The 25347-nt window shown below is 61.2% G+C and carries 23 protein-coding genes; 8 read left to right on the forward strand and 15 right to left on the reverse strand.

What is annotated here, in order from left to right; translation table 11 throughout:
- Positions 1-18 precede the first annotated feature (18 nt).
- The 11 genes from HB676_RS03740 to HB676_RS03790 form a co-directional block, all read right to left on the reverse strand.
- The gene (locus tag HB676_RS03740; protein WP_213736324.1) at positions 19-747 is read right to left on the reverse strand and encodes an ABC transporter ATP-binding protein; all 729 of its coding nucleotides are present in this window, start codon (positions 745-747) and stop codon (positions 19-21) included.
- Entirely contained in the window at positions 747-1499 is a 753-nt protein-coding gene (locus HB676_RS03745) for an ABC transporter ATP-binding protein (protein WP_213736325.1), read from the reverse strand. Before HB676_RS03745 ends, HB676_RS03740 begins: the two co-directional genes overlap by 1 nt.
- Positions 1496-2332: a branched-chain amino acid ABC transporter permease gene (locus HB676_RS03750; protein ID WP_213736326.1), complete on the reverse strand. Its 837-nt coding sequence runs from the start codon at positions 2330-2332 to the stop codon at positions 1496-1498. The genes HB676_RS03745 and HB676_RS03750 overlap by 4 nt, the downstream gene beginning before the upstream one ends.
- Positions 2332-3210 (reverse strand): branched-chain amino acid ABC transporter permease, encoded by an 879-nt coding sequence (locus HB676_RS03755; protein ID WP_213736327.1) that lies wholly within the window; start codon positions 3208-3210, stop codon positions 2332-2334. Before HB676_RS03755 ends, HB676_RS03750 begins: the two co-directional genes overlap by 1 nt.
- 40 nt (positions 3211-3250) lie before the next feature.
- The gene (locus HB676_RS03760; RefSeq protein ID WP_213736328.1) at positions 3251-4468 is read right to left on the reverse strand and encodes an ABC transporter substrate-binding protein; all 1218 of its coding nucleotides are present in this window, start codon (positions 4466-4468) and stop codon (positions 3251-3253) included.
- A gap of 222 nt (positions 4469-4690) precedes the next feature.
- Positions 4691-5332: a MarR family winged helix-turn-helix transcriptional regulator gene (locus HB676_RS03765; RefSeq protein ID WP_213736329.1), complete on the reverse strand. Its 642-nt coding sequence runs from the start codon at positions 5330-5332 to the stop codon at positions 4691-4693.
- A 41-nt stretch (positions 5333-5373) separates the two neighbouring features.
- Entirely contained in the window at positions 5374-6570 is a 1197-nt protein-coding gene (locus tag HB676_RS03770) for an amidohydrolase family protein (RefSeq protein ID WP_213736330.1), read from the reverse strand.
- Positions 6571-6582: 12 nt separating this feature from the next.
- Entirely contained in the window at positions 6583-7164 is a 582-nt protein-coding gene (locus HB676_RS03775; protein ID WP_213736331.1) for an amino acid synthesis family protein, read from the reverse strand.
- A 43-nt stretch (positions 7165-7207) separates the two neighbouring features.
- Positions 7208-8722: a 4-hydroxyphenylacetate 3-hydroxylase N-terminal domain-containing protein gene (locus HB676_RS03780; RefSeq protein WP_213736332.1), complete on the reverse strand. Its 1515-nt coding sequence runs from the start codon at positions 8720-8722 to the stop codon at positions 7208-7210.
- Between the two features lie 132 nt (positions 8723-8854).
- On the reverse strand, positions 8855-9784 hold the full coding sequence (locus tag HB676_RS03785) for a CoA ester lyase (RefSeq protein WP_213736333.1): 930 nt from the start codon (positions 9782-9784) through the stop codon (positions 8855-8857).
- Positions 9781-10953 (reverse strand): CaiB/BaiF CoA-transferase family protein, encoded by a 1173-nt coding sequence (locus tag HB676_RS03790; protein ID WP_213736334.1) that lies wholly within the window; start codon positions 10951-10953, stop codon positions 9781-9783. Before HB676_RS03790 ends, HB676_RS03785 begins: the two co-directional genes overlap by 4 nt.
- Before the next feature lie 196 nt (positions 10954-11149).
- On the opposite strand from HB676_RS03790, the gene HB676_RS03795 reads away from it, so the two are divergent.
- From HB676_RS03795 to HB676_RS03815, 5 genes are all read left to right on the forward strand, one after another.
- Positions 11150-12148 carry a TRAP transporter substrate-binding protein gene (locus HB676_RS03795; protein ID WP_213736335.1) on the forward strand — a complete coding sequence of 333 codons (999 nt, stop codon included), beginning with the start codon at positions 11150-11152 and terminating at the stop codon, positions 12146-12148.
- Positions 12149-12415: 267 nt separating this feature from the next.
- Positions 12416-12826 carry a RidA family protein gene (locus HB676_RS03800; protein WP_346347252.1) on the forward strand — a complete coding sequence of 137 codons (411 nt, stop codon included), beginning with the start codon at positions 12416-12418 and terminating at the stop codon, positions 12824-12826.
- 36 nt (positions 12827-12862) lie between these two features.
- Positions 12863-13267, forward strand: a complete 405-nt coding sequence (locus tag HB676_RS03805; RefSeq protein WP_213736336.1) for a RidA family protein — start codon at positions 12863-12865, stop codon at positions 13265-13267.
- Positions 13268-13312: 45 nt separating this feature from the next.
- A complete protein-coding gene (locus tag HB676_RS03810) occupies positions 13313-14524 on the forward strand; it encodes an ABC transporter substrate-binding protein (protein WP_213736337.1) in 1212 nt (403 codons plus the stop codon).
- A 142-nt stretch (positions 14525-14666) separates the two neighbouring features.
- The gene (locus HB676_RS03815; RefSeq protein WP_213736338.1) at positions 14667-15173 is read left to right on the forward strand and encodes a DUF1543 domain-containing protein; all 507 of its coding nucleotides are present in this window, start codon (positions 14667-14669) and stop codon (positions 15171-15173) included.
- Between the two features lie 9 nt (positions 15174-15182).
- Here HB676_RS03815 and HB676_RS03820 read toward each other — a convergent pair whose 3' ends face one another.
- Positions 15183-16268 carry a substrate-binding domain-containing protein gene (locus HB676_RS03820; protein ID WP_213736339.1) on the reverse strand — a complete coding sequence of 362 codons (1086 nt, stop codon included), beginning with the start codon at positions 16266-16268 and terminating at the stop codon, positions 15183-15185.
- 117 nt (positions 16269-16385) lie between these two features.
- Between HB676_RS03820 and HB676_RS03825 the strand changes: the two genes are divergently transcribed.
- Entirely contained in the window at positions 16386-17873 is a 1488-nt protein-coding gene (locus HB676_RS03825) for an aldehyde dehydrogenase family protein (protein ID WP_213736340.1), read from the forward strand.
- Positions 17874-18115: 242 nt separating this feature from the next.
- Here HB676_RS03825 and HB676_RS03830 read toward each other — a convergent pair whose 3' ends face one another.
- Complete coding sequence (locus tag HB676_RS03830) at positions 18116-19609, reverse strand: aldehyde dehydrogenase family protein (protein ID WP_213736341.1); 1494 nt, start codon at positions 19607-19609, stop codon at positions 18116-18118.
- 278 nt (positions 19610-19887) lie between these two features.
- On the opposite strand from HB676_RS03830, the gene HB676_RS03835 reads away from it, so the two are divergent.
- Positions 19888-21156, forward strand: a complete 1269-nt coding sequence (locus tag HB676_RS03835) for a DUF2325 domain-containing protein (protein ID WP_213736342.1) — start codon at positions 19888-19890, stop codon at positions 21154-21156.
- A 177-nt stretch (positions 21157-21333) separates the two neighbouring features.
- Positions 21334-22677, forward strand: coding sequence for a sorbosone dehydrogenase family protein (locus tag HB676_RS03840; protein ID WP_213736343.1), 1344 nt, complete (start codon positions 21334-21336; stop codon positions 22675-22677).
- 3 nt (positions 22678-22680) lie between these two features.
- Here HB676_RS03840 and HB676_RS03845 read toward each other — a convergent pair whose 3' ends face one another.
- Both HB676_RS03845 and HB676_RS03850 read right to left on the reverse strand, forming a co-directional pair.
- The gene (locus HB676_RS03845; RefSeq protein ID WP_213736344.1) at positions 22681-23688 is read right to left on the reverse strand and encodes an SDR family oxidoreductase; all 1008 of its coding nucleotides are present in this window, start codon (positions 23686-23688) and stop codon (positions 22681-22683) included.
- 129 nt (positions 23689-23817) lie between these two features.
- Positions 23818-25338 carry an HWE histidine kinase domain-containing protein gene (locus tag HB676_RS03850; protein ID WP_213736599.1) on the reverse strand — a complete coding sequence of 507 codons (1521 nt, stop codon included), beginning with the start codon at positions 25336-25338 and terminating at the stop codon, positions 23818-23820.
- Positions 25339-25347: the final 9 nt, after the last annotated feature.

Below are 25347 nucleotides of genomic sequence, written 5' to 3' on the forward strand. Positions count from 1 at the left end.
TCCGTATCCAAGCAGGTGCTAGTTGGCATGATGGGGCGGCTTCGTGCCTCCGCCAAGGAAGGCTTCGGATACCGCGGCATTTCCGGCCAGCTCGCTCGCTGTCCCGGATATCACCATGCGTCCGGTTTCGAGCACATAGGCGCGGTCGGCAAATTTGAGCGTCTGGCGCGCTTTCTGCTCCACCAGCATGATGGTCAGGCCCTCTGATCTCAGATTGCCGATCATGCTGAACACATAATCGGTCATTTTCGGCGCGAGGCCGAGCGATGGTTCGTCCAGCAACAGCAGGCGAGGCTTGGACAGGCACGCCCGCGCAATCGCCAGCAATTGCTGCTCGCCGCCGCTAAGCAGACTGGCCAATCGGCTGCGTCTCTCCTTCAATATTGGAAAGCGTTCGAACATCTGACCGACATCCGCCGTCGCCGCCCGCCGGTCGGTCCGGCAATAGATGCCCATCAGCAGGTTTTCTTCGACCGTCATGCGCGCCAGGATGCCACGTCCCTCCGGCACCAGCGAAATACCAGCGCGCAGATTGTGCTCGGCCGAATTGGGTTTCAGCACCTGATCCCTGAAACTGATCTCGCCGCGAAACGGCAGCAGGCCGGCGATCGCGCGCGCAATCGTGGTCTTGCCCGCACCATTGGCGCCGAGCAGCGCCACGATTTCCCCCTCGCGGATATCGAGATCGATCTCGCGCACTGCGGTCACGGCGCCATATTGAACCCCGAGGCCGCGGATTGCGAGCATCACGCTTCCTTTCCGAGATAGGCGTCCATCACGATCGGATCGGATTGAATCTCAGCGGGCAATCCCTTTGCAATCAACACGCCGAAATCCAGCACGTAGAGATAATCGCACAGGTTCATCACGAAACCCATGTCGTGTTCGATAAGCAGAATCGTGAGGCCGCCATCGCGCAGGCGCAGCATCAGGCGACGAATGTCCTCGGCCTCGTCGTGATTCATGCCCGCCACTGGCTCGTCGAGCAGCAGCAGCCGGGGGTTGGCCGTGAGCGCGCGCGCCATTTCGACCTTGCGCTGCGTGCCATAGGACAGCGAGCGCGCGATTTGGTTGCGTACGTCCTTGAGCCCGAAGAATTCAAGCACCTCTTCGGCACGTGCGATGGCGGCGCCATCGGCCCAACGCGTCGGCAAGGCCCTGCGCCACAGCGCGCCACGGCCGGGCTGCGCCACAAGCAAATGTTCCCAGACGGTCATGCTGGAAAATAGCCGGATGTTCTGGAACGTGCGCACCGCGCCGGCCCGCGCGATCCGGTACGGCCGCCAATGCGTGATTGGCTGCCGGTCGAAATTTACGTCACCGCTATTGGCGCGGTAGGCGCCGGTGATGACGTTGAACAACGTGGTCTTGCCGGCGCCGTTGGGGCCGATCACGCCGACGATCTGGCCTTGGCGGACCTCGCAGGACAATCCCGAAAGAGCCTTGATCCCACCAAAGGATTTGGTGACATCGCTCAATTGAAGAAGAGGCGCGCTCATGCTGCCTGCTTGCGAAATGTAAAACGACGAAGCAGCGAGCGGTCCAGAATTCCCTGTCGCCGGATCAGCAGCACAATGATGAGCAGGGCGCCGAAGGCCGCGGGCCGCCAATCGTCGAGCGCGCGCAATTGTTCGGGCAGCAGAACCAGCAATGCGGCGCCGACGAGCGATCCCGCGCCGATGGTCGATCCACCGAGAATGACCGCGAGAACGAAATCGATCGAGCGTTCGAATCCGAAATTGCCGGGCTCGATATAGACATGATGATGCGCGAACAACCCGCCGGACACCGCCGCTACCGCGGCACTCATGCCGAACGCGCCGATCTTGGTCATGGTCGTGTTGAGACCGATCAGATTGGCCGCCGTCTCGTCGTCGGCGACCGCGCGCATCTCGAGCCAGGCCCGGGACGATTCCATCAGCCAGACCAGAACCAGTATCAGCCCGACCCAGATCCAGACATAGGTGACCGACACATGGGCCATGCCATGAAAGCCGCCTGCACCGCCGGTGATCTCAAGGTTGAGAAACAGGCTGCGGATCATCTCGCCAAACCCCAGCGTCGCCATCGCGAGAAAGATTCCCTTTAGCCGCAGCGCGGGAAATCCGATCATCACGCCGATGATCCCTGAGCAGAGGGCCGCGATCACCAAAGCCGATGTTAGCGGCACGCCTGCGACCACGGTCAAATAGGAGGCCAGGTAAGCCCCGATCGCCATGAAGCCGGCATTGCCGAGTGACAATTGGCCGGTCGCCAGGATGACGTAGACGCTCAGCGCGCCGAGCGTGAGAATGCCCACATCCGCCAGCAGGCTCGCGGTATAGGTCGACATCACACCCGCTGCCCCTGATCCGCACCGCTGCCGCCCAGCAAACCCTGCGGGCGAAACAGCAGGATCGCGATCATGAATCCGTAGACCACGAAATCCCTGATCTGGGAGCCGCCATAGGCGACGGTGAGCACTTCCGCGATGCCGATCAGCGGACCTGCCAGCAGCGCGCCCCAGATTCGGCTGGTGCCGCCGATCACCATCACCGCGATTGCCTTCAGTCCGATCTCGACGCCGACATAGGGTGTGATCGCCGCATAATGGATTGCAATCAGCACGCCGGCCGCGCCCGCCAGCGCGCCCGACATCATGAACGCGGTCAGCGTGATCCGGCTGCCGGAGACGCCGAGCAGGCGCGCGACGTCGCGGTTCTCGGCAACCGCGCGCAGCGCCCGGCCCATCGACGTGCGCTGCACGATGTAGGCCATGACGGCAACCAATACGATCGTGACGCCGATAACGATCAATTGCAGCTCGCCAATGCTGACCGGTCCAAGAGCGATACGCCCGCCGAGGAATTCATCCGGCAATTGCAGGGGATCAGAGCCCCACATATTGGTCGCGATGTTCTGGAGAATGATCGAAAAGCCGAGCGTGCTCAGCATCGGCGTGACCAGCGGCGCATCGCGCAGCGGCTCATAGCCGATCTTCTCGATCACGGCGGATATGGCCGCGGCCCCCGCCATGCCGGCAGCCACGGCGACCGGCAACGACAGATGCGCGGTGATGACGGCGAATCCGAGATAGCCGCCGATCATGAAGAGTTCGGCGATCGCGAGGTTCAGGATGCCCAGAATGCCCATCACGATGGAAAAAGACAGTGCGAGCAGCGTATAGACTGCTCCCAAGGTCACGCCATTCACCAGTTGCTGCAGAAGCATGGAGACGCCTGCTCTCGCCGGGCTATATCAAAACGTTCGATCAGCAGGCCGGATGACCCGGCACCGAACTGCATCCCTGCACCTTGGTCGTCCAGGCGCCATTCTGGCCCTGCAGCACATAGAAGGCCTTGATGGCATCGCCGTCGTCGTTGAAGCTGATCGGGCCGCCCAATCCCTTGAAGTTGTCGAGCTTGACGAGGTAATCGCGAACTTTGGTGCGGTCCGCTTCAAGGTCTTCCGGCTTGCCGGTCACACCGGATTTTTTGGCGGCTTCGACATACATGCTGACGATCTCGTAGATGTTCGCGTCATACATGCTGGGCTCGATCTCCGCCGGCAAACCGGATTCCTTGCGCAGCATCGGTTGCAGCTCCGCCACGAAGGGCGCTGCAAGACCGCCTGTCATCGAGGCGTAGAAAGTCGCGGGCGCGACAATCGGCAACTCGGGCGCCGCTTTCAGGATCGCCGACGAGATCAGTTGCGTTGCGCCGACCACCGGCTTGATGAACCCCTGGCGCTTCATCTCGCGCAGCACCGTCACGGCCTGGCTGTAGTCCGCGCTCAGAACGACGCCGTCCGGGTTGAGCGACTTCATCTTCGTCACCTGGGCGCTGACGTCGAGGTCGCCGGTGTTGAAGGATAGCGGATCGGTTTCATTGACGATCGCGATGCCGTTGTCCTTCATCATCGCGGGCATGATCTTGGTGCCCACGGTCGCGGCCGTCGCGTCCTTGGCGTCGAAGATAATGGCAACGGTCTTGATATCGAAGGTTTTCTTGTAATAGGGCACCGTCGACTTCGCGAGGATCGACTCGTCGATCGTGTTGCGGAAAGCCCAGGGACGGTTGGCCTTCGCCACGCCGGGCTTCGACGAAGCCTGCGACATCGAGACCACTTTCATCTCGTTGGCGACCGGGAATGTCACCTCGGCGGCGCTGCTGGTGAGGGGGCCTGCGACCGCGATCACCTTTTCATCGCCGGCCAGCTTGCGCAGTGAACTCGCCGCCTGCGCCGGCTTGGTTGCATCATCCAGGATAATGACCTTCAGCTTGGCGCCATTGATGCCGCCGGCCTTGTTGACTTCCTGCTCCAGCATCTTGAGCGTCACGGTGTTGCTGCGGCCCCATTCCGCGAAGGGTCCACTGCTGGGGACGATCGCGCCAATCGCGACGGTTTGCGCTTGCACGGAGCCTGCGACCGCTATTTGTAGGATCGCTGCGGCGAGAAGAACGGACCATTTATTGCGAGGCGAATTCATCGAATACTCTCCCAGAATTATGCGGCTCAGATCATGATTCATCAGTTTTAGCTGCGCCTATACGTGCATAGACCGTGCCATCGGGGTCTTCGGACTAAATCATCTCCCAGAATTCGGCCAGGAATTCAGCCGAGACAAACACATATTGGACAGCTTTGAAAGTTAGATTTATTACAAAGGTATCTCAGGGGCGGCGGGCCGTCCAGCAGGCCAGAGCCGCGGCTACGACGATCCTCTCTTGCGGGCTGACTTTGGCGGTACATCGAGCTTGGTGATGTTCGGCTTGGCGCTGGATTCCGATAGATATCGTTGCAGCGCCATCGCCTGTTCGCTCGATGTGACGAGACGTTCGACCATGTCGACCAGCGAGGCAAATTCCCTGGCGTTAAGGCAGCCGAACTCGACATCGTTGACCTGCCGCTGGATCGGTGCGAGCCGTTCCAGCATGTCGCGCCCGCGCGCCGTGACGCTCAGGCACAGCCGGCGCTTGTCGACGGGATGGCCGGCCTTTTCGATCAAGCCCTTCTGCAGCAGCTTGTTGGTAATGACTGTGGTGAACGCGCCGCTAAGATGCAGGTGATCGGCGACGTCCTTGACGCTGACATTGCCGTCTGCCGAAAGGTGTCCGATCGAAATCAGCATCGTGTATTCGATACCGGCAAGGCCGATCAGCGCGGCGTGGCCTTCGCGCACCGACGAATGACGGGCCAGAAAACCAAAGAGGTTATGAACCAGACTGCGGAATTTCTGGTCGGAGCCGTCAATCAGCAGTTCCGGCCGCGCGACTGTCAGTGCGGCTTGTCGCGCCGGTTTCGGCGGCGGCGACTTGATCTTTGAGGAGGCCGCCAGTCGTTCTCGTGCCATTCGTTTCAGCTCACGGTATGCGGTTTATCTTGATGTCGCGGTCAGTGCGCGGCCCCTGAAAAATCCCGCGGCAGTTTGCACTGCGCGACTTTGACGTCGCGTATCGATGCCGGCGTGTTGCGGCTACGGCCGACGAAGCGCGGCACGCCGTCGGTGAAAACCGCTGATACCGCGGGCACGTCGCCATTGCGCAGCGCGGAGAGGGCGTCGGGCTGAGAGCCGCCGGCGCAGGCGTCGATCAAGACGACATCGGCGTCTTTGCCCGGTTGAAGCAATCCAGAATTCAGCCGGTATACCCGGGCATTGTTGCCGGTCGCCGCCGCGATCGCCTGTTCCGGCGGCATGTTGCCGAGGCTCGCGAGGTGACTGATGGTGTAGAACATGCCGAGCGGCATGATGCCGCTGCCGGTCGGCGTATCCGTCGCGATCAGCAGCCGCTCGGGCTGGCCGGCCTCATCGAGTAATTTCGCCGTCAGCAAGGCGGTGCGCAGATTGCCGGCGGTGCAGAGTTGCAGCGCGATATCGCTTTCGTTCACCAGCCGCGCAAAACCAGCCTCGGGCATCGCGACCGGACCGCCATTGACGTGGAAAGACACGGTGGGATTGGAGGCCAGCACATGCTCGGCCCATATCCCCGACGATCCCGGAATCGAGGAGCCGCCGGTGTGCATGGTCGTCACCATCCCCAATCGGCGAGCGACCTGCATCAGCGGCGCATAGTCGAAGGGAGTTTCGAACGCGCCAAAGCCGGCTTTCGCCAGCCACAAGCCCTGTGCGACCAAGTCTTTGAGATCGGTTTCGCTCAGGCCCGGCTCGAGAATGATCGAACCCGCGTGGACGCGCATCCCGCCGGGCCGATAATCGAGAAAGCAGGCGCGTGCAGCCAGCGCCAGGGCTTTCACGCCTGCAGCATCCTTTGGGCGGCCGGGGACATGCACTTCCGATGCGGTGATCGATGTGGTGGTGCCGCCATGCAAATAGCTTTCGAGATACCCGACCACGCGCTGGCGTGGAGTGTAGTCGCCGAACGTAATGTGGACATGGCTGTCGATCAGACCGGGGATCGCCGTCGTCCCGGCTGCGTCAACGACAACGTCGCATCCGGCCACCGTATCGGCCGACAGCGTTCCTACAGCGGCAATCGATCCGCCATCGAGCAGGATGCTATCGCCTGATGCGAACGGTTGCTTCAGGTCGCCGGTGACGATGGTTCCGATATTGACAATCGCGGTACGCACATCGTTCCCCTGTTATCGCAGGCCGTCTTTGCCGACGACGTCCTTTGCCGCGAGCCCGCCGACGCGGGCATTGAGCCGGCCGCGATTGGCGAGACAAACGATCAGCGCGATTTCGTCCGCGGCCGGCGCATCCGGCGGCAGCGTGATCGTCATGCCGTCATAATGCGACCGGACATAGAGCGCGTCCTTGTGGGCGAGGGGAATATCGATCTGGCTGCCCGGCGCGGCGAGCTTGGTGAAAGAGGGTATCCAGGCCTCCGCGCCGCCGACGGCGTCACGCAATGGTGCGGCGAACGTCGTGGTCAGCATCGCGTTGGCGTGTTCGAGTTCACCGCCGAGGCCGACAATGCCGCCCTTGCCGTAACTCTCCGTTTTGTAGGAACCCATGAGATCCGTCGCGAGTTTTGACAACACGCGGCCGATGTGGACGCTGGCTTCGATCGCCTCGGATAGATTTTCCTCATACTTGCCGGCATAGGGATTGCCGACGATGGCGATGGCCGCGACGCGCCGAAGCGGCTCTGTATGGCGATGGCCGGCCTCGACGTCCTTGTGATCGCAAAAGGACAGCAGGCGGCGAATATCGAGTTTCATGGGAGGCCTCGTGTCATCGGGAAGATACCATCTCGAACCGGCATCAGGCTGCCTGACCTGCGCTTACTCGGGAATCGGCCAGAGTGTAACTGTCCGACAGCCGCGTTGCCATCGCGGTCGCGCGATCCCAATCATAGGTGCGGTAGCTGTGACCACGGGTGACGAACTGCGCCCCGGCATAGAACATTTCGTACTGAAGATGACGCGAGGCGAATTCCGATCCCACGGCATCCCAGGTCAGTTTCAACAGCTTGACGCGGTCTTCGCCGCTCATGACGGGGGACACCTGCGTCAACGAAATCATGCGCGCGATATCGGGATTGTCGAAATCGGCCGCGGAGGAAGGCAGCATCATCAGCGCGCCGCCCGCGAGTTCCCGGATCGTGCTGATGATGACCGGATACATCTCCTGCGATTGCACCTGTGCCGCATACAGGAGATGCTTGTTGGGCAGGAAATATTCGCCGCGCATCGCGCCGCCGGCTTCCATGCCCAGCATCATCCCTTCGATCAGAGATGCCTGCGACGCCAGCTTGCCCAGCACGTCCACGACCGGCGGGAAATTGATGGTGCCGATGGTTCGTGCAATGCCGCGCGCGAGGCCGACGAGAAAGCGCAGCTTCACCGAAAGCCGGATCTGGGCCTGATAGTTCTGATACACGTGAGCCGGCGTATCATGAAGCTGGGCGCGGCACATATCGGTGTCGCGCAGCACGAACACGCGATCCCAGGGCACTTTCACGTCGTCGAAGAAAACGAGCGCGTCGTTTTCATCGAACCGGGTTGACAGCGGATTATCGAATTCGCTGACCGCGCTGGCTTCGAAGGATTTGCGCGACAGCAGGTTGATGCCTTTGGTGGCCATCGGCAGCGCGCAGGAGAAGGCGAGATGTTCCTCTCCGGGCTTCAGGGGTTGCCCGGAACTGATGAAGATCTCATTCGCCATGATAGCGCTGGTCGCGAACAGCTTGGCGCCGCGGATTGTGATTCCCGAAGAGTCCTGATCGACGATGCGGGCCACCATGTCCTCGGCGCCCTTGCCCTGATCGCCAAATGCCTTCGACCGGTCGCCTTGGACGTTGTTGATGACGTAAGTGAGGAACATGTCGTCCTGGCGAACGTAGTCGAACCATTCGCGAAAGGCCTTGCCGTACTTCTCGCCGTGGCGATCCAACACGTCGATCCCCATCATGATGCCGGACATCGAGGAGGCGACATGGTCGGGGGATCGCCCGAGAAAGCCGCAGGATATCTCCGCCCATTCGACCAGCGCTTTGCGGCGCTCGACCAGCTCGTCATAGCTGCGCGGCAACTGCCAGCACCGGTTGACGCGGCGGCCGCCGCCGATATCGAAGGTCATGCGTTCGATATTTTCCGGCTTGGACTGGTGGTCATAGAGCGCGCCGGCGGATGCGACGGCATTTCGATAGGCCGGATGTTCGGCAACGTCGTGGATCAGCTTTCCATTGAGATAGACCGACCGGCCGTCGCGCACGCTTTGAATGTGCTGTGCGCCGTTCTTTACGGAGAGGGGTTGCTTCGATCCGGGACCCGTCATCGCGGTGCTCCTCCATGGCCTGCGGGCTCGTATTGGCCGCGCACGGTGCGAATAGCGTCGGAGAATAGCTAATTTAAGAAGCTATTTCAATCCCCTCTTTTTCGAGCTGATGGCCGGATCTGTCTCAACCGGCTAGCCGGCATCCTTGAAACTGAGCAGGCGGTGGATCATCCGGATATTCGCGTAGTCGATCATCTTGCCGTCGACCGTGACGGCGCCCTGTCCGTTGCGCTCGGCTTCCTGCAGCGCTGCGATGGCGCGATGCGCATAGGCGATCTCTTCGTCGGACGGGATAAAGGCGTCGCGGGTGATCTCGATCTGGCTGGGATGGATGACCTGCTTGCCGTCGAAGCCCATCGCGGCGGCTTTCATTGCGGTGGAGGTCGTGGCCTTCGCGTCACGGAAGGCGCCGCAGGGGCCGTCGATGGCGCGCAGCCCAAAGGCGCGCGCCGCCACCAATAGCCGCATCATCGGATAGGCAAAGAGATCGAGCGGGACTTCTTGATAGCCGTCGGCAGCGCTGGCGACATGCCGATATCCTGACGGCGACGCGCCGATTTCCGCGCTGCGTGCGCCGATCGACGCCGCGAAATCGCCGACGCCCAGATGCAGCGCTGTCACCAGGCCGCCCATGGCCGCGAGCGTCTCGACATTGACCAGCCCGCGCGCGGTTTCGATCAGCAATTCGATCTCGACAGGCGCATCGCGTTGGCCCGCGGCGGCCATGATCCATTGGCTGATTTTCGCGACATCGCTGACGGTCTCGGCTTTCGGAATAATGAAGGCATCGAGCCGCTTCAATCCACCGAGGGTCTCAATCTCACGCTGGATCGACGGGCTGTCGATGGCGTTCAGCCGGACGGAGACGGTCTTGCGACCCCAATCGAGTGTGGTCAGCGCGTCCGCAGCAGCCGCCAGCGCAGCGGCTTTCTCGGCCAGAGGGACCGCGTCTTCGAGATCCATGAACACGGCGTCCGCAGCGGATGCCGCGGCCTTCTGCACCAACGGCGTGCGATGGGCCGGTACGGCGAGATAGCTGCGGGTCAGTCGCGGTGCGGTCATGGCTGAGCCTTCGTCGACAGGCCGAGTTCGGCCAAAATTGTCTCGGTGTGTTCGCCGACGGCGGGAATATCGCCCATCACAGGCGAGACACCGGGGATGATGATCGCGGGCAGGAAACTGGTTAGCGGCCCATTGGGCGAGCCGACCTTGCGAACACGGTCGCGGCTGTGGAGCTGCGGATGCCTGAGGAAGGCTTCGACGGTGTTCATGTTCGCATTCGCGATCGACGCGTCTTCGAGCCGCTGCATCACCTCGGCGGCCGAAAATTTTGCGAAATGCTGCTCGATCAGCGCCTCCAGCACATCGCGGTTTTGCATGCGCTGCGGATTACTTGAAAAGCGCGGATCGCTCGCCAATGCCGCGTCACCTAAGACCTGCGCGCAGAGCGCGATCCATTCGCGCTCGTTCTGGATACCGAAGAACACCACGCCGCCGTCGCCCGCCTTGAACGGCCCGTACGGCGCGATGGTCGCATGACGCGTACCGGTGCGCACCAGCGGCTTGCCGGCGCCTTCGGTGTAATAGGCCGGATAGCTCATCCACTCGGTCATGGAGTCGAACAGGGACACTTCGAACGCCATGCCCTTGCCGGTGCGCTCGCGGTTGAACAGCGCCATCAGCACGCCGTTGACAATATACATGCCGGTGGCGGTATCGACGACGGCGATGCCGCATTTGGCGGGCTGTTCCTGGGTGCCGTTGATCGACAGGAATCCCGCCTCGCATTGCACCAAGAGGTCATAGGCTTTTTTCTGGCTGTAGGGGCCACCGCTGCCATAACCGGAGATGTCGCAGGCGATCAGGCGAGGGAAGCGCTCGACCAGCGTTGCGGCATCCAGACCCAGCCGCTTGGCCGCGCCCGGCGCCAGGTTTTGCAGAAAGACATCCGCCTGCGGCAGCAACGCATCCAGCACTTCCTTGCCTTCATCGCTTTTCACATCGAGCGCGAGGCTTTCCTTTGACCGGTTGGTCCAGGCGAACTGGCTCGACATCCCGTTCATCACGTAATCGTAGTCGCGGCAAAAATCGCCTTTGCCCGGCCGCTCGATCTTGATGACGCGCGCGCCCCAATCGGCAAGGTGCCGGCTGGCCAGCGGTGCCGCGATGGCTTGCTCCAACGAGACGACGGTAATGCCGGACAGGGGCAAAACGGGCTGTCCTGCTTTCATGGCAGCTTCTCCAGAAGAACTTTCAAGCGGATTTGTTGCGCGGCCAGATGGTCATGACCGGACAACATGCTAGACTAGCTCGCACTGGCGGGCCTCATTATCAAGCCGATTTATCCGCATGGCATGGTGGGGCAGAAAGCGCTGATCAAGGCGCCCGACAACAGAACAGGGAAGGAACCCGCACGTGCAGCCAATCATGCGCAGCGCCATTTTGTCGGGCTTGGTCGCGGTGGCAATGGCCATCGGCAACCAGGCCAGTGCCCAACAGCCGATCATTATCAAATTCAGCCATGTGGTGGCGCCGGATACCCCGAAGGGGAAGGGCGCGCTGAAATTCCAGGAGCTGGCGGAAAAATATACCGGCGGCAAGGTCAAGGTCGAGGTGTTTGCCAATTCGACCCTCTACAAGGACAAGGAAGAGCTTGAAGCGCTGCAACTCGGCGCTGTGCAGATGCTGGCGCCCTCGCTGGCGAAGTTCGGCCCGCTCGGCGTCAAGGAATTCGAGGTTTTCGACCTGCCTTACATCATTCCCGACAAGGCTGCGCTGGCGCGCGTTACCAAGGGCAAAGTCGCCAAGGAATTGTTCGCCAAGCTGGCGCCAAAGGGCATCGAAGGCCTCGCTTATTGGGATAACGGCTTCAAGATCATGACGGCCAACAAGCCGATGCATCATGTCGCCGATTTCCATGGCATGAAGATGCGGATTCAGTCCTCAAAGGTGCTGGAGTCCGAGATGCGGGCGCTGGGCGCCATTCCGCAGGCGATGGCTTTTTCCGAAGTCTATCAGGCGATGTCGACCGGCGTGGTCGATGGCGCAGAGAACCCGCCGTCCAACGTCTATACGCAGAAGATGCACGAGGTCCAAAAACACGCAACGATGTCCAACCACGGTTATGTCGGCTACGCCGTGATCGTGAACAAGAAGTTCTGGGACGGGCTGCCAGCCGATATCCGGTCGCAAGTGCAAAAGGCGATGGACGATGCAACCGACTACGCCAACGGCATCGCGCAGCAGGAAAACGATGACGCGATCGCAGCGATGAAGAAGGCGGGCACCATGACCTTCTATGAGCTGACGCCGGACGAAAAGGCCGAATGGATGAAGGCCATGCAACCGGTGGCGGACGAGATGGCGTCCCGCATCGGCAAGGATTTGATCGAGCAATTCCGAAAAGAGGCTGGCGGCGGAAGCTAAGCCGCTTTTTGCGGCGACGCTGCCCTAAATCAGGGCGCGTGACGGCACCGATGTTTTGTCAGGCCGATGCGCGCGACGCTCGGCGAAGATGCAGGCGTGACCATCCGCAATTTCGGCAGGTATTCCCGTCGCGCGCAGGTTCGTTTGCCGCTATGCGGCGCTTGGCGCTGTCGCACGTCCCCCGATCTGTTGCATAGTCCGTTCAGCGGTGGCCGGCTTCGGCACCTTCGTTCTGTCATCGCGGCGACGCCGCAGAGAGGAAAACCTGTGTCAGCAGAAATCAACATCTATAATCCCGAAGAGCTTGGGCCTCCGATGGGCCAATACACCCATGTGACGCGCGTGAAGGCGAACGAATTCCTGTTCATCGCCGGGATGCTGTCAGGCGATTCCGCGGGTAATGTCATCGGTGAGGGCGATTTCGATCTCCAGACCCGGCAGGTATTTCGCAATATCGAGGCCGCGCTCAGATCAGCCGGAGCGTCCTGGGGCAATGTCGTTCAGTTCACGACCTATCTCGTCCACTCGCAGGACATTCCCAAATTCATGGAATTCCGCCTGCGCGAATTCCCGAAGATGTTTCCGAACGGAAAGTATCCGCCGAATACCTTGCTGATGGTCGACCGGCTCGTGAAGGAGCCTTTTTTGGTCGAAGTGCAGACCATCGCGGCGGTCTGATCGCGGCTGGTCCGCGAGTTGCAGGGAGAAATGTCGATGACGCAGTCCAAACGCAGGGAATTCAGGGTGGCCGGGCTCCCGGCCGCGATCAGTCATTATACCGATGCGGTCCGGTTCGGCGACATCCTGTTCGTCTCCGGGCTGACGGCGCATGACGCGGCGGGGCAACTCGTTGGCGGAGCGGATGCGGCGGCGCAGACCCGCCAAATCCTGAAGAATCTGACGCTCGTGCTCGATGCGGCGGGAGCGACCATGGCCGATGTTCTCAAGGTGACGGTATTCCTGACCGACATCGATGATCGCGCCGTGATCAACCCGGTGCGGCGGGAATTCTTCGGTGACGCACGGCCGGCCAGCACGCTGATCGAAGTCAGCAAGCTGGCGCTTCCGGAGATGAAGGTCGAGATCGAGGCTGTCGTGGGATTGCCGGGAGCGAGCTGACGATTGGTGTGCAAGGATATTGGAAAAGGATATCGGAAGGTGAATATGAAGTTTGAGCTGAAAACAAGCGCTATCCTTGCTTCCATCATTTTCCTGGGCGGAGCATCCGTTCAGGCGCAGACGCCAAATAAGCCGATCAAGATCGGCATCCTCAGCGACATGTCGAGTCTTTACGCGGACCAGGCGGGTGCGGGGTCCGTCGAGGCCGCCAAGATGGCGATCGAGGATGCCGGCGGCACGTTCGGCGGCCAGCCGATTGAGCTCGTCTCTGCGGATCACCAGCACAAGACCGATGTCGGCACCTCCATCGTCCGGCACTGGTTCGATGTCGATGGCGTCGATGTGGTAGCCGACATGCCAAACTCGGCGGTTGCACTTGCTGTGCAGCAGATCGTCAAGGACAAGAACAAGATCGCGCTTTACGTCACCGCAGCCACGACCGAACTAACCGGCAAGCAATGCTCGCCGAATGGAATCCAGTGGGCCTATGACGCCTATTCGAATGCGGCCGGTCTTGCCAAGGCACTCGTCGCGAAAGGTGACAAGAGCTGGTATTTCCTGACGGTTGATTATGCGCTCGGTATCTCGCTGCAGAACGAGGCCTCGAAGGCGATCACGGCGCTCGGCGGCACGGTGGTCGGCAGTGCGCGCCATCCGCTGAATAATTCCGACTTCAGTTCCTTCCTGCTGCAGGCACAGGCGTCGAATGCGAAAGTGATCGCGTTTGCCAATGGAGGTTCGGACACCATCAATTCCCTCAAGCAGGCGACGGAATTCGGCTTGACCAGGGATCACGTCATCGTTGCACCCCTGGTTTATATTTCCGATATCCACAGCATGGGCCTGCCGGTGGCGCAGGGCCTGACTTTCGTCGAGGGATTTTATTGGGATCTTAACGACGATACGCGCGCGTGGTCGAAGCGGTTCTTCGAACGGCGCAAGGCGATGCCAACCATGACCCATGCCGGGGTTTATTCGGCGGTGTCGCATTATCTCAAGGCCGTCAAAGCGGTCGGGACTTCCGACAGCCAGGCGGTGCTGGCCAAAATGCGTGAAATGCCGGTCGATGACTTTTTCTCGCGAGGCGGCACGATCCGAAAGGACGGCCGCATGGTGCACGACATGCTGCTAGTGCAGGTCAAGACGCCGGTCGAATCCAAATATCCCTGGGATTATTACAAGGTGCTCGCGACGATCCCCGGCGATCAGGCGTTCCGTCCGATCGCGGAAAGCGAATGCCCGCTGGTGAAACAGTAACCTTCGAAAAAAAGGACGTGGATGGCCGGGACAGGCCCGGCCATGACGAGCTGGATGATCGGTTCTGGCGCGATCTGGAGTTCGGCTGGGATGTTTGCTAGGACGTTTCGACTTGATATCGGCGTCGATTGGCGAATTCGCAATGAAGCTATTCATGTTTTACGTCGGCGGCGACTGCGGCAATGCGAATGTCGAATTGCATGACGTCCGCTTCTCGATCGGCAACACGCCGGAAGATTGTTACGAAGATTTGCGTCAGCAATGGTGGGGCACCCCCAAGAGCCTGCATCTGGATTGCTGGGGACCGGTGGAACAGGCCGACGGATTCGATGTCACGCTGACGACCGAACCGTCAGGCGATCAGGCCCTCAAGCTCTTCTTCGTCAATCTCGGCGGATATAGCCCGCTGGATTTCGCCGAGCTGCACAAGAACGTCCTGATCGTGGCGCCGGACGCCGCATCGGCCAAGCAAAAGGCGCTGACGCAAACCAACGGCTGGTCGCTGCCGCACAAGGATCGCCTGTTCGAGGTTGAAAAGGCCATGGACCTGACCGCCTTGTTGCAAAGCCATGGGCGCTTTATCAGTCTGACGCCCGCGACGACTTCAAAGCCGTTCGCTTTCGAATGCGATTATCGGCCGATCGCCTGAGATCGCGTTTCACCGGCTCGCGTCCATGCTCTCCAGGAATTCCTTGACGCTGCTGACCGCGCCCGTGTTGGCCGCAATGTATCCGGGCAGGGTGGCGATCCCGGCGTGAAATTCCCCACCCTTCATGACGTCGAGCACCCGCTGCATCGGCTCGGTTTCCAGAAACGCGCGTTTGCAGACAAAGAAATAGTCTTCAGTCAGAATCCGGATGAAATCCAGGCCGAACTGACGCGCCGCGGCTTCGACGCCGAAGCTTGCGTCTGCCATGCCGCTGGCGACATAGGCCGCGACCGCGGCATGGGTGAACTCCATCTGTTGTCCGCCCATGATTTTGGCTTCGTCGATACCGTGCAGCGCCAATAGCTGGTCGAACAAGATGCGCGTGCCGGAATCATGGTCGCGGTTGACGAAGCGGGCCTTGCGATCGACGAGGTCTTGCAATGAGGCGATGTTGAGCGGATTGCCGCGCTTGACCATCAGCCCCATCTCGCGCGTGACGAAGCTGATGACGCGGTCTTCGCGGGGATCGAGCCATTCCTTGCAAACCTGGATGCCCTGGGCGCGCAATTCGCCGCGCGGCAGATGCACGCCCGAGAGGTCGCAGGCGCCCTGTGCCAGCGACACCAATGAATTCTGGTTGCTCACGTAACGAAGATCGACACCGATACCGGGCTCACGGTCGAGCAATTCCCGCAGTTTCGAAACCGCAAAGCCGTGGCTGGCGTGAACGCGGATCACCGATGGGCGCTGGTGCAGAAACGGCTTGATCTCGGTGGCGAGCTCCTGCGCCAGATTTTCCAGTTGCGGGCCGAGGCGCGCCTGCATGCGCTCGCCGGCCCAGACCAGCTTTTCGCCGAATGCTGTCAGTCTGGTGCCCTTGCCGCGTTGGGTTTCGACCAGCGGCACGCCGAAAAAATCGGACCATTGTTCGACCAGGTTCCAGACGTGCCGGTAGGAGAGATGGGCGTGCTCGGCCGCGCTGGTCAGTTTTCCGGTTTTTCGGATCTCGTTGAGTATTCCGAGCATGACAACCGCGGTCTGCGGGCTGCCCTCTTTGCGAAATCGCCAGACAGTTTCGATCTCGATATCCAGCATGGGTGTCTCAGTATTATGAATTATGCTTCATATATGTGTGAGCCATAGGCACACAATATCATATTTTATACTGCAAATATCCTCCTAAGTTAAAGAACAAGAACCGGAGGAAATATGATGTCGATTGCATATGACTATGCCCAAGACCACTCAACCGTCATTCCAGCCTCCAGGGACAGGCTGCTGCTGATCGATGGCCGACGGGTCCCGTCCGCCTCGGGCCGCACCTTCAAATCCATCAATCCCGCGACCGAACAGGTCATTGCGACCGTCGCTGAAGGCAACGAGATCGATGTCGATCTCGCGGTTGCCGCGGCACGCCGTGCCTTCGAAGGCCCCTGGCGCACGATGCGCGCCTCCGAGCGCGGTCACATCCTGCTCAAATGGGCGGATCTTCTGAAAATCCATGCCGACGAAATCGCCGAACTCGAAAGCCTCGACGCCGGAAAGCCTATCTCAGCGGTGCTTCGGCAGGACCTGCCGGCGGCGATCGATACGCTGACATACTATGCCGGTTGGGCGGACAAGATCAGCGGCGAAGTGGTGCCGACCCGCGACGATGCGCTGACCTATACCATTCGTGAACCTGTCGGCGTGGTGGCGGCGATCGTGCCCTGGAACTTCCCGCTGATGATCGGGATGTGGAAGCTGGCGCCGGCACTGGCCTGCGGTTGTACGATCGTGATGAAGCCGGCCGAACTGACGTCGTTGTCGGCGCTGCGCATCGGCGAACTCGCACTGGAGGCGGGCCTGCCGCCGGGCGTGCTCAATATCGTCACCGGTCCCGGCCGGGTGGTCGGCGATGCCCTCGTCAATCATCCCGACGTCGACAAGGTGACGTTCACTGGATCGCCGGGTGTTGGCCGCGGCATCATGAAGGGCGCGGCGGGTAATTTCAAACGCGTGTCGCTGGAGCTCGGCGGCAAATCCGCCAACGTGATCTTCGACGATGCGGATCTGGATGCGGCATCCAAGGCGGCCGCGGCCGGTATCTTCTTCAACGCCGGGCAGGTGTGCTCGGCCGGCTCGCGCGTGCTGGTCCAGGAGAAGGCGTATGACGAGGTGGTCGAGCGGCTGACGGCGCGGGCGAAATCGCTGCGCATCGGCGACCCCAGCGATCGCGCGACCGTGCTCGGGCCGGTGATCTCCGAAAAGCAGATGAAGAGCATTCTCGATTATGTCGATATCGGCCAGAAGGAAGGCGCCATGCTGACGACCGGTGGCCAGCGCGTCGGCGACCGTGGCTATTTCATCAGCCCGGCGGTGTTTGCCAACGTCGCGCACGAGATGCGTATCTCGCAGGAAGAGATATTCGGCCCGGTGGTCAGCGTCATCAAATTCCGTGACGAAGCTGACGCGCTGCGGATTGCCAACGGCACGGCCTATAGCCTCGCCGCCGGCGTCTGGAGCCGTGACATGGGACGGGTGCAGCGCTTCACCAAGAAGGCGAGGGCCGGCACGGTCTGGATCAATACCTACGGCTATACCGATGTGCGGTTGCCGTGGGGCGGCGAGCGCGATTCCGGTCTGGGCCGCGAACACGGCACCGCCGCGATCGATAATTTTACCGAGCCAAAGGCCGTCTGGATGAACCTCAACGTCTGAGGATTCGGCTCTCGCAGGAGGGATCGGTGAAAGATCAAACGCGGGCCGCAGGGCCCGCGTTTTCGTTTTGAAAAAGAAAAAGCCGCCAAGCGAAATGTCATCGCTTGACGGCTTTGCGGCTGGGGGGGACCGCCCGGACGGGGACATGTCCGGTGCGGCGTTGCTAGCATCGCCTGACGGCGGCCTCTGTGAACGAGATCACACGTCGTCGCACAAAAGGCCGTTGTCCATAGTTTGCCGTATCAGGTCTTGATCCAGACCGCCTTGACGTTGAGGTATTCTTCCAGATGCTGCTTGCCGGACTCGCGGCCGTAACCGCTCATCTTGTAGCCGCCGAACGGCACCGCCGGGTCCATCGCCTGATAGCAATTGACCCAGACCGAGCCGGCACGCAGCGCTTGGGCGACGCGGTGTGCCTTGCTGACGTCCTTGGTCCAGACTCCGCTACCCAATCCGAACGTGGTCGCGTTGGCGCGCTGGATCAATTCGTCGCTGTCCTTGAACGAGATCGCCGAGATCACCGGCCCGAAAATCTCCTCCTGCGCGATCCGCATATTGTCCTGCACGTTGGCGAACACGGTCGGAGGCACGAAGTATCCCTTCGACAGTGCACCTTCGGTCAGCCTGGCGCCGCCGGCCAGCGCCTGAGCGCCTTCCTTGCGGCCGATGTCGAGATAGCCGGAGACGCGCTCCATCTGCTGCGCCGACACCAGCGGCCCGATCTGGGTGTTGGGATCGAGGCCGTTGCCGACCTGCAGCTTCTTGCCATATTCAGCGACGCGGCCGACGAATTCGTCATAGACCTTGCTTTCGACGAACAGCCTTGTGCCCGCGCTGCAGATCTGGCCCGAATTGGCGAACACCGCCATCGCCGCGCCTGGCACCGCCGCATCGAGATCGGCGTCGGCGAACACGATGTCCGGCGACTTGCCGCCGAGTTCGAGCGACACCCGCTTCAGATTGCCGGCGGACGCCCGGATGATGGATTGTCCGGTGACGTGCGAGCCGGTGAAGGCGACCTTGTCGACGCCGAGATGCGAGGCCAGCGCCGCGCCTGCGGTATCGCCGAATCCCGGCACGACGTTGACGACGCCGGGCGGAATGCCGGCTTCCATCACGAGTTCGGCCAGCCGCAGCGAAGTCAGCGGCGCTTCCTCGGCAGGCTTGAGAATGACGGTGCAGCCGGTCGCAATCGCGGGGCCGATTTTCCAGACGCTGGCGCCGAGCGGGCCGTTCCAGGGAATGATCGCGCCGACGACCCCGACGGGTTCTTTCAGCGTGTAGGAAAAGATATCGCCGGGGAGCGAGTTCTCGATGGTCTCGCCGTGCAGCGACGTGGCCTGCCCCGCGTAATACCGCAGCATCCCGAGCACGCGCTGCTTGTTGCCGCGGGTGCGGCTGATCGGCGCGCCCATGTCGAGCGTGTCGAGTTGCGAAAGTTCCTCAAAATTCTTCTCGACGAGGTCGGCGAGCTTGAGCAGCAGATTCTGCCGCTCGAACGGCTTGACCTTGCTCCACGGTCCCCCAAAAGCCCGGCGGGCTGCCGCAACTGCGCGATTGATGTCTTCGGCGTCGCCCTCGGCGACGGTGGCCAGCAGTTCGCCGGTTGCGGGATTGTGCGTCTCGAAGCGTTTGCCGGATGCGGCGTCGATCCATTTGCCGTCGATCAGCATCTTCTTGTAGGAGCCGTCGGCATAGGGATGGCGTGAGATCGGCACAGGATGCGCTACGTTCATGATGTTCTGCTCCCTTGGCATCGGACCTCTTGGCGAAGGTCATTTTTGTAAATTCGTTGTAGCGGCAAGACTACATTGAGTTTCGTGACGAGGTAAAGGCGGCGAGCGGGCGATCGCGCATGCCGGAACGAACACCTCATATGCTTATTTTGCGGAAGCCGCTGCCCGATTTTGGTGCTGTTTCAGGCATTTGAACGGCTGCCGGGCATATTGCCAGCGGGTGGAATGCAGGCTATCGTTATATCCAATAGAATATGACGTTTCCTGGAACGATTCTTGTGTCTGACCTGTCTGTCGTCCATCACCATCATCGGACTGTGACGAGTGCCCTGTTACCTCGTCTGGGAGGCGATCTGGCGCCTCTTGTCGTCACCGACGTAAAGGGCCGAAGATCCAAGATCTGGGATATCGCGCCGTCGCTGCATTGCTCCATCATCGGGACGTGTTTGTCCGCCGCCGAGTTGCGTCAATTTTTCGCCAAGCTCGGTGACACCGAGGCCAAAACGGCGTCCGACAATATCCTGCATGGCCGCGGCGTGCGGGCCGCGGGCAAGCACGACCTCGTCGGAAAATTATTGAACAAGATGCTGGACAATCGCCATGAGGCATTGATCCGGCGTTTTGCCAAAGTCTCCAGCGTGGCCGACGTGCGAGCGCTCTGGCTTGAGGCGTTCGAGCAGGGGAATATCCCCGGTGGCTACTGGGCCGTTCTAACGCATCCCGCGACCGATCGTCCGCTTGTCGAGGATGCGTTTGGTCAGGTCCACATGCTGTCGCATATGGTTGGCTCGTCCAATCGGGTCGACATCACGCGGTTGCGTACGCTCGAGCTTGAACTCGGCGACCGCGACGAGAAGATTTCCCGGCAGGAGGCGCGCCTCTCCGAGAGCGCGCGCGAGCGCGCTGAATTGGTGCGCAAGGTCGAAGGCCTCGAAATGGAGGTTCGCCGGCGCGAATCGACGGAACGAACCGCTGCGGAAGTGATATCGGGCGCCGTGACCGCCGCCACGCTGCTGCAGCGGCTGGATGCGGAGAAGGCGCATGCGAGTGCATTGGCCGCACGGGTCGCGGAGCTCGAAGGCGAGCTCGAAAAGGCGCACAAGTTTTCGGCGGCGCTCAACAAGCAAAACGACCAGCTTCAGCGCGAAGTGGTGGCGCTCGAAGCCGAACTCAAGATCGATGACGCGGACGCGCCGGCCGCTAAGGTCGAACGCGATCTCGACGGCCTGACCGTGCTGTATGTCGGCGGACGCCCGGGGCTGATCGATCAGTTGAAAGCGGTTGTCGCGAGGCGAGGCGGAATATTCCTGTCTCACGACGGGGGCATTGAAGAAAATCTCGCGACCTTGCCGGGTTTGATAAGCCGGGCCGATGCCGCCTTCTTTCCGATGGACTGCATCAGCCATTCGGCGGTCGGGCACGTCAAGAAATATTGCCGCGACGGACACAAGCCGTTCATGCCGCTTCGAAGCGCGAGCGTGGCGAGTTTTGTGGCCGCGATCGACCGCCGCGATGTCCTGAAAAGCCCGCAACTGGCCCAGGTCTGAATCCAGCACGCCAATTTTTGCGCTGCCGGCCGCCAAACTCCATCCTGAAAAAGAAAATGTGATCCCGGAAACGGGATTGCGGAAGAGCGCTTGACGGCTGGTGTGGTTACAATCGAACGCGATAGGGATCGATGATCGATCCGGCATTGATGGCCATGGCCATCAAGCGAGGAACGGATGCGACAGCCGCTCAACTGGAACAAAGCCGCCCTCGCGCTGGTGTGCGGTCTGGCCTCGATAAGCCCGGTACTGGCTCAATCGCCGCCGCTTGAAGGACAAAAAGCGTTCGGCGATTGGCGTGCCGACAAGCCCGGTACGGTCAGACGTCTAACCCCGGCCGATCTGCCCAAACCCGGTGCCACGCCCTCGACCGCCAATGGCTCTCACTCGGTTCCGCGCCCGGCCTCTGCTACGCCGCAGGCGCCGGCGGGATTCAAGGTGGAACTGTTCGCCGAGGGATTGAGCGGCCCGCGCATCCTGCGGGTCGCTCCCAATGGAGATATCTTCATGGCGGAAACCCGTGCCGGCCGCATTCGTATTCTGCGTGCGCCTGACGGCGGATCGAAGCCCGATGTCAACGAGATCTACGCCAGCGGGTTGAAGCAGCCGTTCGGGATCGCGTTCTTTCCGAGCGGCGACAATCCGCAGTGGGTCTATGTCGCCAATACCGACAGCGTCGTTCGCTTTCCCTACAAGTCAGGCGATATCAAAGCCTCCGGAAAGCCCGAGGTCGTCGTCGCGGCATTACCCGCGGGAGGCGGGCATTCGACGCGAGACATCGCCTTCATCAACGGCGACAAGCGAATGCTGATATCGGTCGGCTCTGCAAGCAACGTTGCCGAAGGCATGGGCGCTCCGGCGGGCGGACTGCCAGTATGGAGCAGCCAGCATCCACTCGGCGCAAGCTGGGGTTATGAGACCGATCGCGCCGCGGTGATGGCTTTCGATCCTGACGGCAAGAACGCCGGGCTCTTTGCCACCGGTATCCGCAATTGCGTCGGCCTCGCGGTCCACCCCACAACCGGCGACGTCTGGTGCTCGACCAATGAGCGCGATGGTTTGGGCGATGATCTCGTCCCTGATTACGTGACCCGGGTGAAAGAAGGCGCCTTCTATGGATGGCCGTGGTTTTACATCGGCGACCATGAGGACCCGCGCCACGCCGGCGAGCGGCCTGATCTGAAGGACAAGATCACCGTTCCCGATGTCCTGATCCAGCCGCACTCCGCCTCGCTCGGATTGACGTTCTACAATGGCAACGCATTCCCGGCCGAATATCGCGGCGACGGTTTCGCGGCCGAGCATGGCTCGTGGAACAGATCGAAGCGTACCGGTTACAAGATTGTTCGCATTCGTCTTAAGGACGGCATTCCAACCGGCGCCTATGAAGATTTCATCACAGGTTTTGTGGTCAACGATTCCGATGTGTGGGGCCGTCCGGTGGGCGTAGCCGTGGCTCACGACGGCGCGCTGCTGATTTCTGAGGACAGCAGCGGGACGATCTGGCGTGTGACGCATTGATGCTCAGGGTTGGCCCGAGCCGCCTGCAGAACCATAAACCTGACCCGTAGCGTAACTCGCGTCGGCAGCGGCCAATTGAACATAGATCGAACCCAGTTCAGCAGGTTGGCCAGCGCGGCCGAGCGGTGTCTGGCCGCCGAATTTTTCCAGCTTCTCCATCGTCGCACCGCCGGACACCTGAAGCGGAGTCCAGATCGGGCCCGGCGCGACGGCATTCACGCGGATGCCTTTTGGGGCGAGTTGCTTGGCGAGCGACTTCACGTAATTCATCGTCGCGGCCTTGGTCTGCGCATAGTCGTACAAGTCGGGCGAGGGATCATAGGCCTGCTCGGAGGCCGTTCCGATGATGACTGAACCGGGCTTGAGATGCGGCAGCGCCGCCTTGATGATCCAGAACGGCGCATAGATATTGGTCTTCATCGTCGCGTCGAAATCTTCGGTCGTGATATCGAGGATCGATGAGCGCGTCTGTTGCCGCCCGGCATTGTTGACCACGATATCGAGGCCGCCGAGACCCCTGACCGCGCGATCGACCAGCTCCTGGCAAAACTCCTCATCCCGCAGGTCGCCGGGGATCGCCACGCCGATCCGGCCCTCGGCCTTGATCAGATCGATGACTTCCCTGGCGTCGGGTTCTTCGCTGGGGAAGTAGTTGATGGCAACGTCGGCGCCTTCACGTGCGTAGGCGATTGCGGCTGCGCGGCCCATGCCGGAGTCGCCGCCGGTGATAAGCGCCTTGCGGCCCGCCAGACGTCCCGATCCCCGATAACTGGTTTCGCCATGGTCCGGTCGTGGTTCCATCCTGCTGGCAAGACCGGGCCACGGTTGCGACTGCTTCTTGTAGGGTGGCTTGGGATATTTGTCGGCCGGGTTCTGCAACCCATGCTCGGGCATCGGTTCGGCTTCCTGCACGCTGGCGTGAGCCAGCGAAGCCGCGGTTTCCAATGCGGCCGTGCCGGTCGCGCCGACAACGGCCCGGCGTGAGACAGGAGATTTGGCGCTGATGGACATTCGAAACTCCCGCTGATGACCGATGACAACACCGGCCGCCGGCTTTCGTTTCGCCCGGGATTCGGAGAACCGTCGATGAGCGGTGGGCTCTGCGAACGTCGGCGCTCCGATGACGCTCGGTCGCTTGGCTTAAACCCTCGCCGATTGCGGCAGCCATTCTGGAATATTGCCGGACACGACGTCACTTTGCGAAATGTCATTTTCCAGATCGTTCGCCTCGGATGTTCCCGCCTTTTGCGCCAGCGGAACCGACAGGCGGCAAATCAGACCTTCCGAACGCCAGTCAAATAGCGCTTCGCCGCCGAGCTGCGATTCAATACTCGTCATCAGACTTCGGGTTCCAAATCCCCTGACTTCCGGCTTCCGGACCAAAGGTCCGCCGGTTTCTTCCCAGGACAGTACGAGTGTGTTCGCCTGGACCTGCCATATGATCGACAATTGCCCCGACAGGGTGGAGAGCGCGCCGTATTTTGCGGAGTTGGTGACTAGCTCGTGCAAGGCCAGCGCCAATGTCTGCGCGGTGGCCGGCTGCAATTGAACCTCCGACCCGCTGACCTTGATCTGGCCGCCGGCGGAATAGGGCGCAAGTTCTTCAACGATGAGCTTCTTGATTTCGGCGCCCTGCCAGCTCGACAGTGACAGGATGGTATGGACCCGGGCGAGCGCGTTGATGCGTCCTTCCACCGCCTGGACATAGGCTTTGACATCGCCGGCGCGGGTCAACCGGACGATCGACTGGGCGAGCGCCAGGGCATTCTTGGCGCGATGGTCGACTTCCCTTGTCAGCAGGTTCTGACGCTCCTCGGCGCGCTTGCGTTCGGTGATGTCGACGGTCACGCCGCTGACACCGACTACGCGGCCATCCCTGTCGAGCGTCGCGGCTGCGGTTCCAACGCACCAGCGAATCTCGCCGTCCGGCCGGTTGATGCGAAATTCCGCTTCATAGGATCGCGCGCCTTTGGCGAACCGGGCCATCGCCTTGCGTAATTGGCCGACATCGCCGGGATGGAGCAAAGCCTGAACGCTGGCGGGGGTCGCGCGGAAGGTTTGCGGATCGACGCCGAAGATCTGGTATTGGCCTTCGTCCCACATCCAGTCGCCGTTGACCCAATCCCAGTCCCAGGACCCCATCTTGCCGGCGGCGATCGCCATGCTGCGCCGTTGTTCGCTTTCGACCAGCCGGGAAGTCGATTCCTCCAGCTCCGCGGTGCGGGCGCGAACGCGATGCTCGAGTTCGGCATTGAGCCGTTCCAACTGTCTCGTTTTTCGATAAAGCTCCGCGAAGACCTTGATCTTGGCGCGCAACACTTCGGGAACAACCGGCACCGGCACATAGTCGACCGCGCCCATCTCGTAACCGCGCAGGCGATCGAGATCGCTGACTTGGATGGCCGAAATGAAGATCATCGCCGTTTTCTGGAAACGGGGATGTTCGCGGATCATCGCGGCCAGTTCGAATCCGTCGAGTTCCGGCATGCACACGTCGACCAGAATGACGGCAACTTCATTCTTGAGGAGATATTCAAGTGCTTCGCGGCCCGAGGTGGCCACCACGAGGTTTTCCCCGAGCTCTTTGAGGATCACCTCATAGGCCAACAGCTTCGCCGGCTGATCGTCGACCAGAAGGATATTTACCTTTTCATGGTCCATCATCGTGTA

The sequence above is a fragment of the Bradyrhizobium sp. dw_411 genome, from assembly GCF_018449695.1.
Classification (GTDB): Bacteria; Pseudomonadota; Alphaproteobacteria; order Rhizobiales; family Xanthobacteraceae; genus Bradyrhizobium.

Bases quoted from the DNA above. Each gene is read 5' to 3' on its own strand.
- HB676_RS03740 (WP_213736324.1), bottom strand. From the start codon at position 747: ATGCTCGCAATCCGCGGCCTCGGGGTTCAATATGGCGCCGTGACCGCA.
- HB676_RS03745 (WP_213736325.1), bottom strand. From the start codon at position 1,499: ATGAGCGCGCCTCTTCTTCAATTGAGCGATGTCACCAAATCCTTTGGT.
- HB676_RS03750 (WP_213736326.1), bottom strand. From the start codon at position 2,332: ATGTCGACCTATACCGCGAGCCTGCTGGCGGATGTGGGCATTCTCACG.
- HB676_RS03755 (WP_213736327.1), bottom strand. From the start codon at position 3,210: ATGCTTCTGCAGCAACTGGTGAATGGCGTGACCTTGGGAGCAGTCTAT.
- HB676_RS03760 (WP_213736328.1), bottom strand. From the start codon at position 4,468: ATGAATTCGCCTCGCAATAAATGGTCCGTTCTTCTCGCCGCAGCGATC.
- HB676_RS03765 (WP_213736329.1), bottom strand. From the start codon at position 5,332: ATGGCACGAGAACGACTGGCGGCCTCCTCAAAGATCAAGTCGCCGCCG.
- HB676_RS03775 (WP_213736331.1), bottom strand. From the start codon at position 7,164: ATGAAACTCGATATTCGCCGCCTGCTGTCCTTTTGCGATCACAAGGAC.
- HB676_RS03780 (WP_213736332.1), bottom strand. From the start codon at position 8,722: ATGACGGGTCCCGGATCGAAGCAACCCCTCTCCGTAAAGAACGGCGCA.
- HB676_RS03785 (WP_213736333.1), bottom strand. From the start codon at position 9,784: ATGACCGCACCGCGACTGACCCGCAGCTATCTCGCCGTACCGGCCCAT.
- HB676_RS03790 (WP_213736334.1), bottom strand. From the start codon at position 10,953: ATGAAAGCAGGACAGCCCGTTTTGCCCCTGTCCGGCATTACCGTCGTC.
- HB676_RS03795 (WP_213736335.1), top strand. From the start codon at position 11,150: ATGCGCAGCGCCATTTTGTCGGGCTTGGTCGCGGTGGCAATGGCCATC.
- HB676_RS03805 (WP_213736336.1), top strand. From the start codon at position 12,863: ATGACGCAGTCCAAACGCAGGGAATTCAGGGTGGCCGGGCTCCCGGCC.
- HB676_RS03810 (WP_213736337.1), top strand. From the start codon at position 13,313: ATGAAGTTTGAGCTGAAAACAAGCGCTATCCTTGCTTCCATCATTTTC.
- HB676_RS03815 (WP_213736338.1), top strand. From the start codon at position 14,667: ATGAAGCTATTCATGTTTTACGTCGGCGGCGACTGCGGCAATGCGAAT.
- HB676_RS03820 (WP_213736339.1), bottom strand. From the start codon at position 16,268: ATGCTGGATATCGAGATCGAAACTGTCTGGCGATTTCGCAAAGAGGGC.
- HB676_RS03825 (WP_213736340.1), top strand. From the start codon at position 16,386: ATGTCGATTGCATATGACTATGCCCAAGACCACTCAACCGTCATTCCA.
- HB676_RS03830 (WP_213736341.1), bottom strand. From the start codon at position 19,609: ATGAACGTAGCGCATCCTGTGCCGATCTCACGCCATCCCTATGCCGAC.
- HB676_RS03840 (WP_213736343.1), top strand. From the start codon at position 21,334: ATGCGACAGCCGCTCAACTGGAACAAAGCCGCCCTCGCGCTGGTGTGC.
- HB676_RS03845 (WP_213736344.1), bottom strand. From the start codon at position 23,688: ATGTCCATCAGCGCCAAATCTCCTGTCTCACGCCGGGCCGTTGTCGGC.
- HB676_RS03850 (WP_213736599.1), bottom strand. From the start codon at position 25,338: ATGGACCATGAAAAGGTAAATATCCTTCTGGTCGACGATCAGCCGGCG.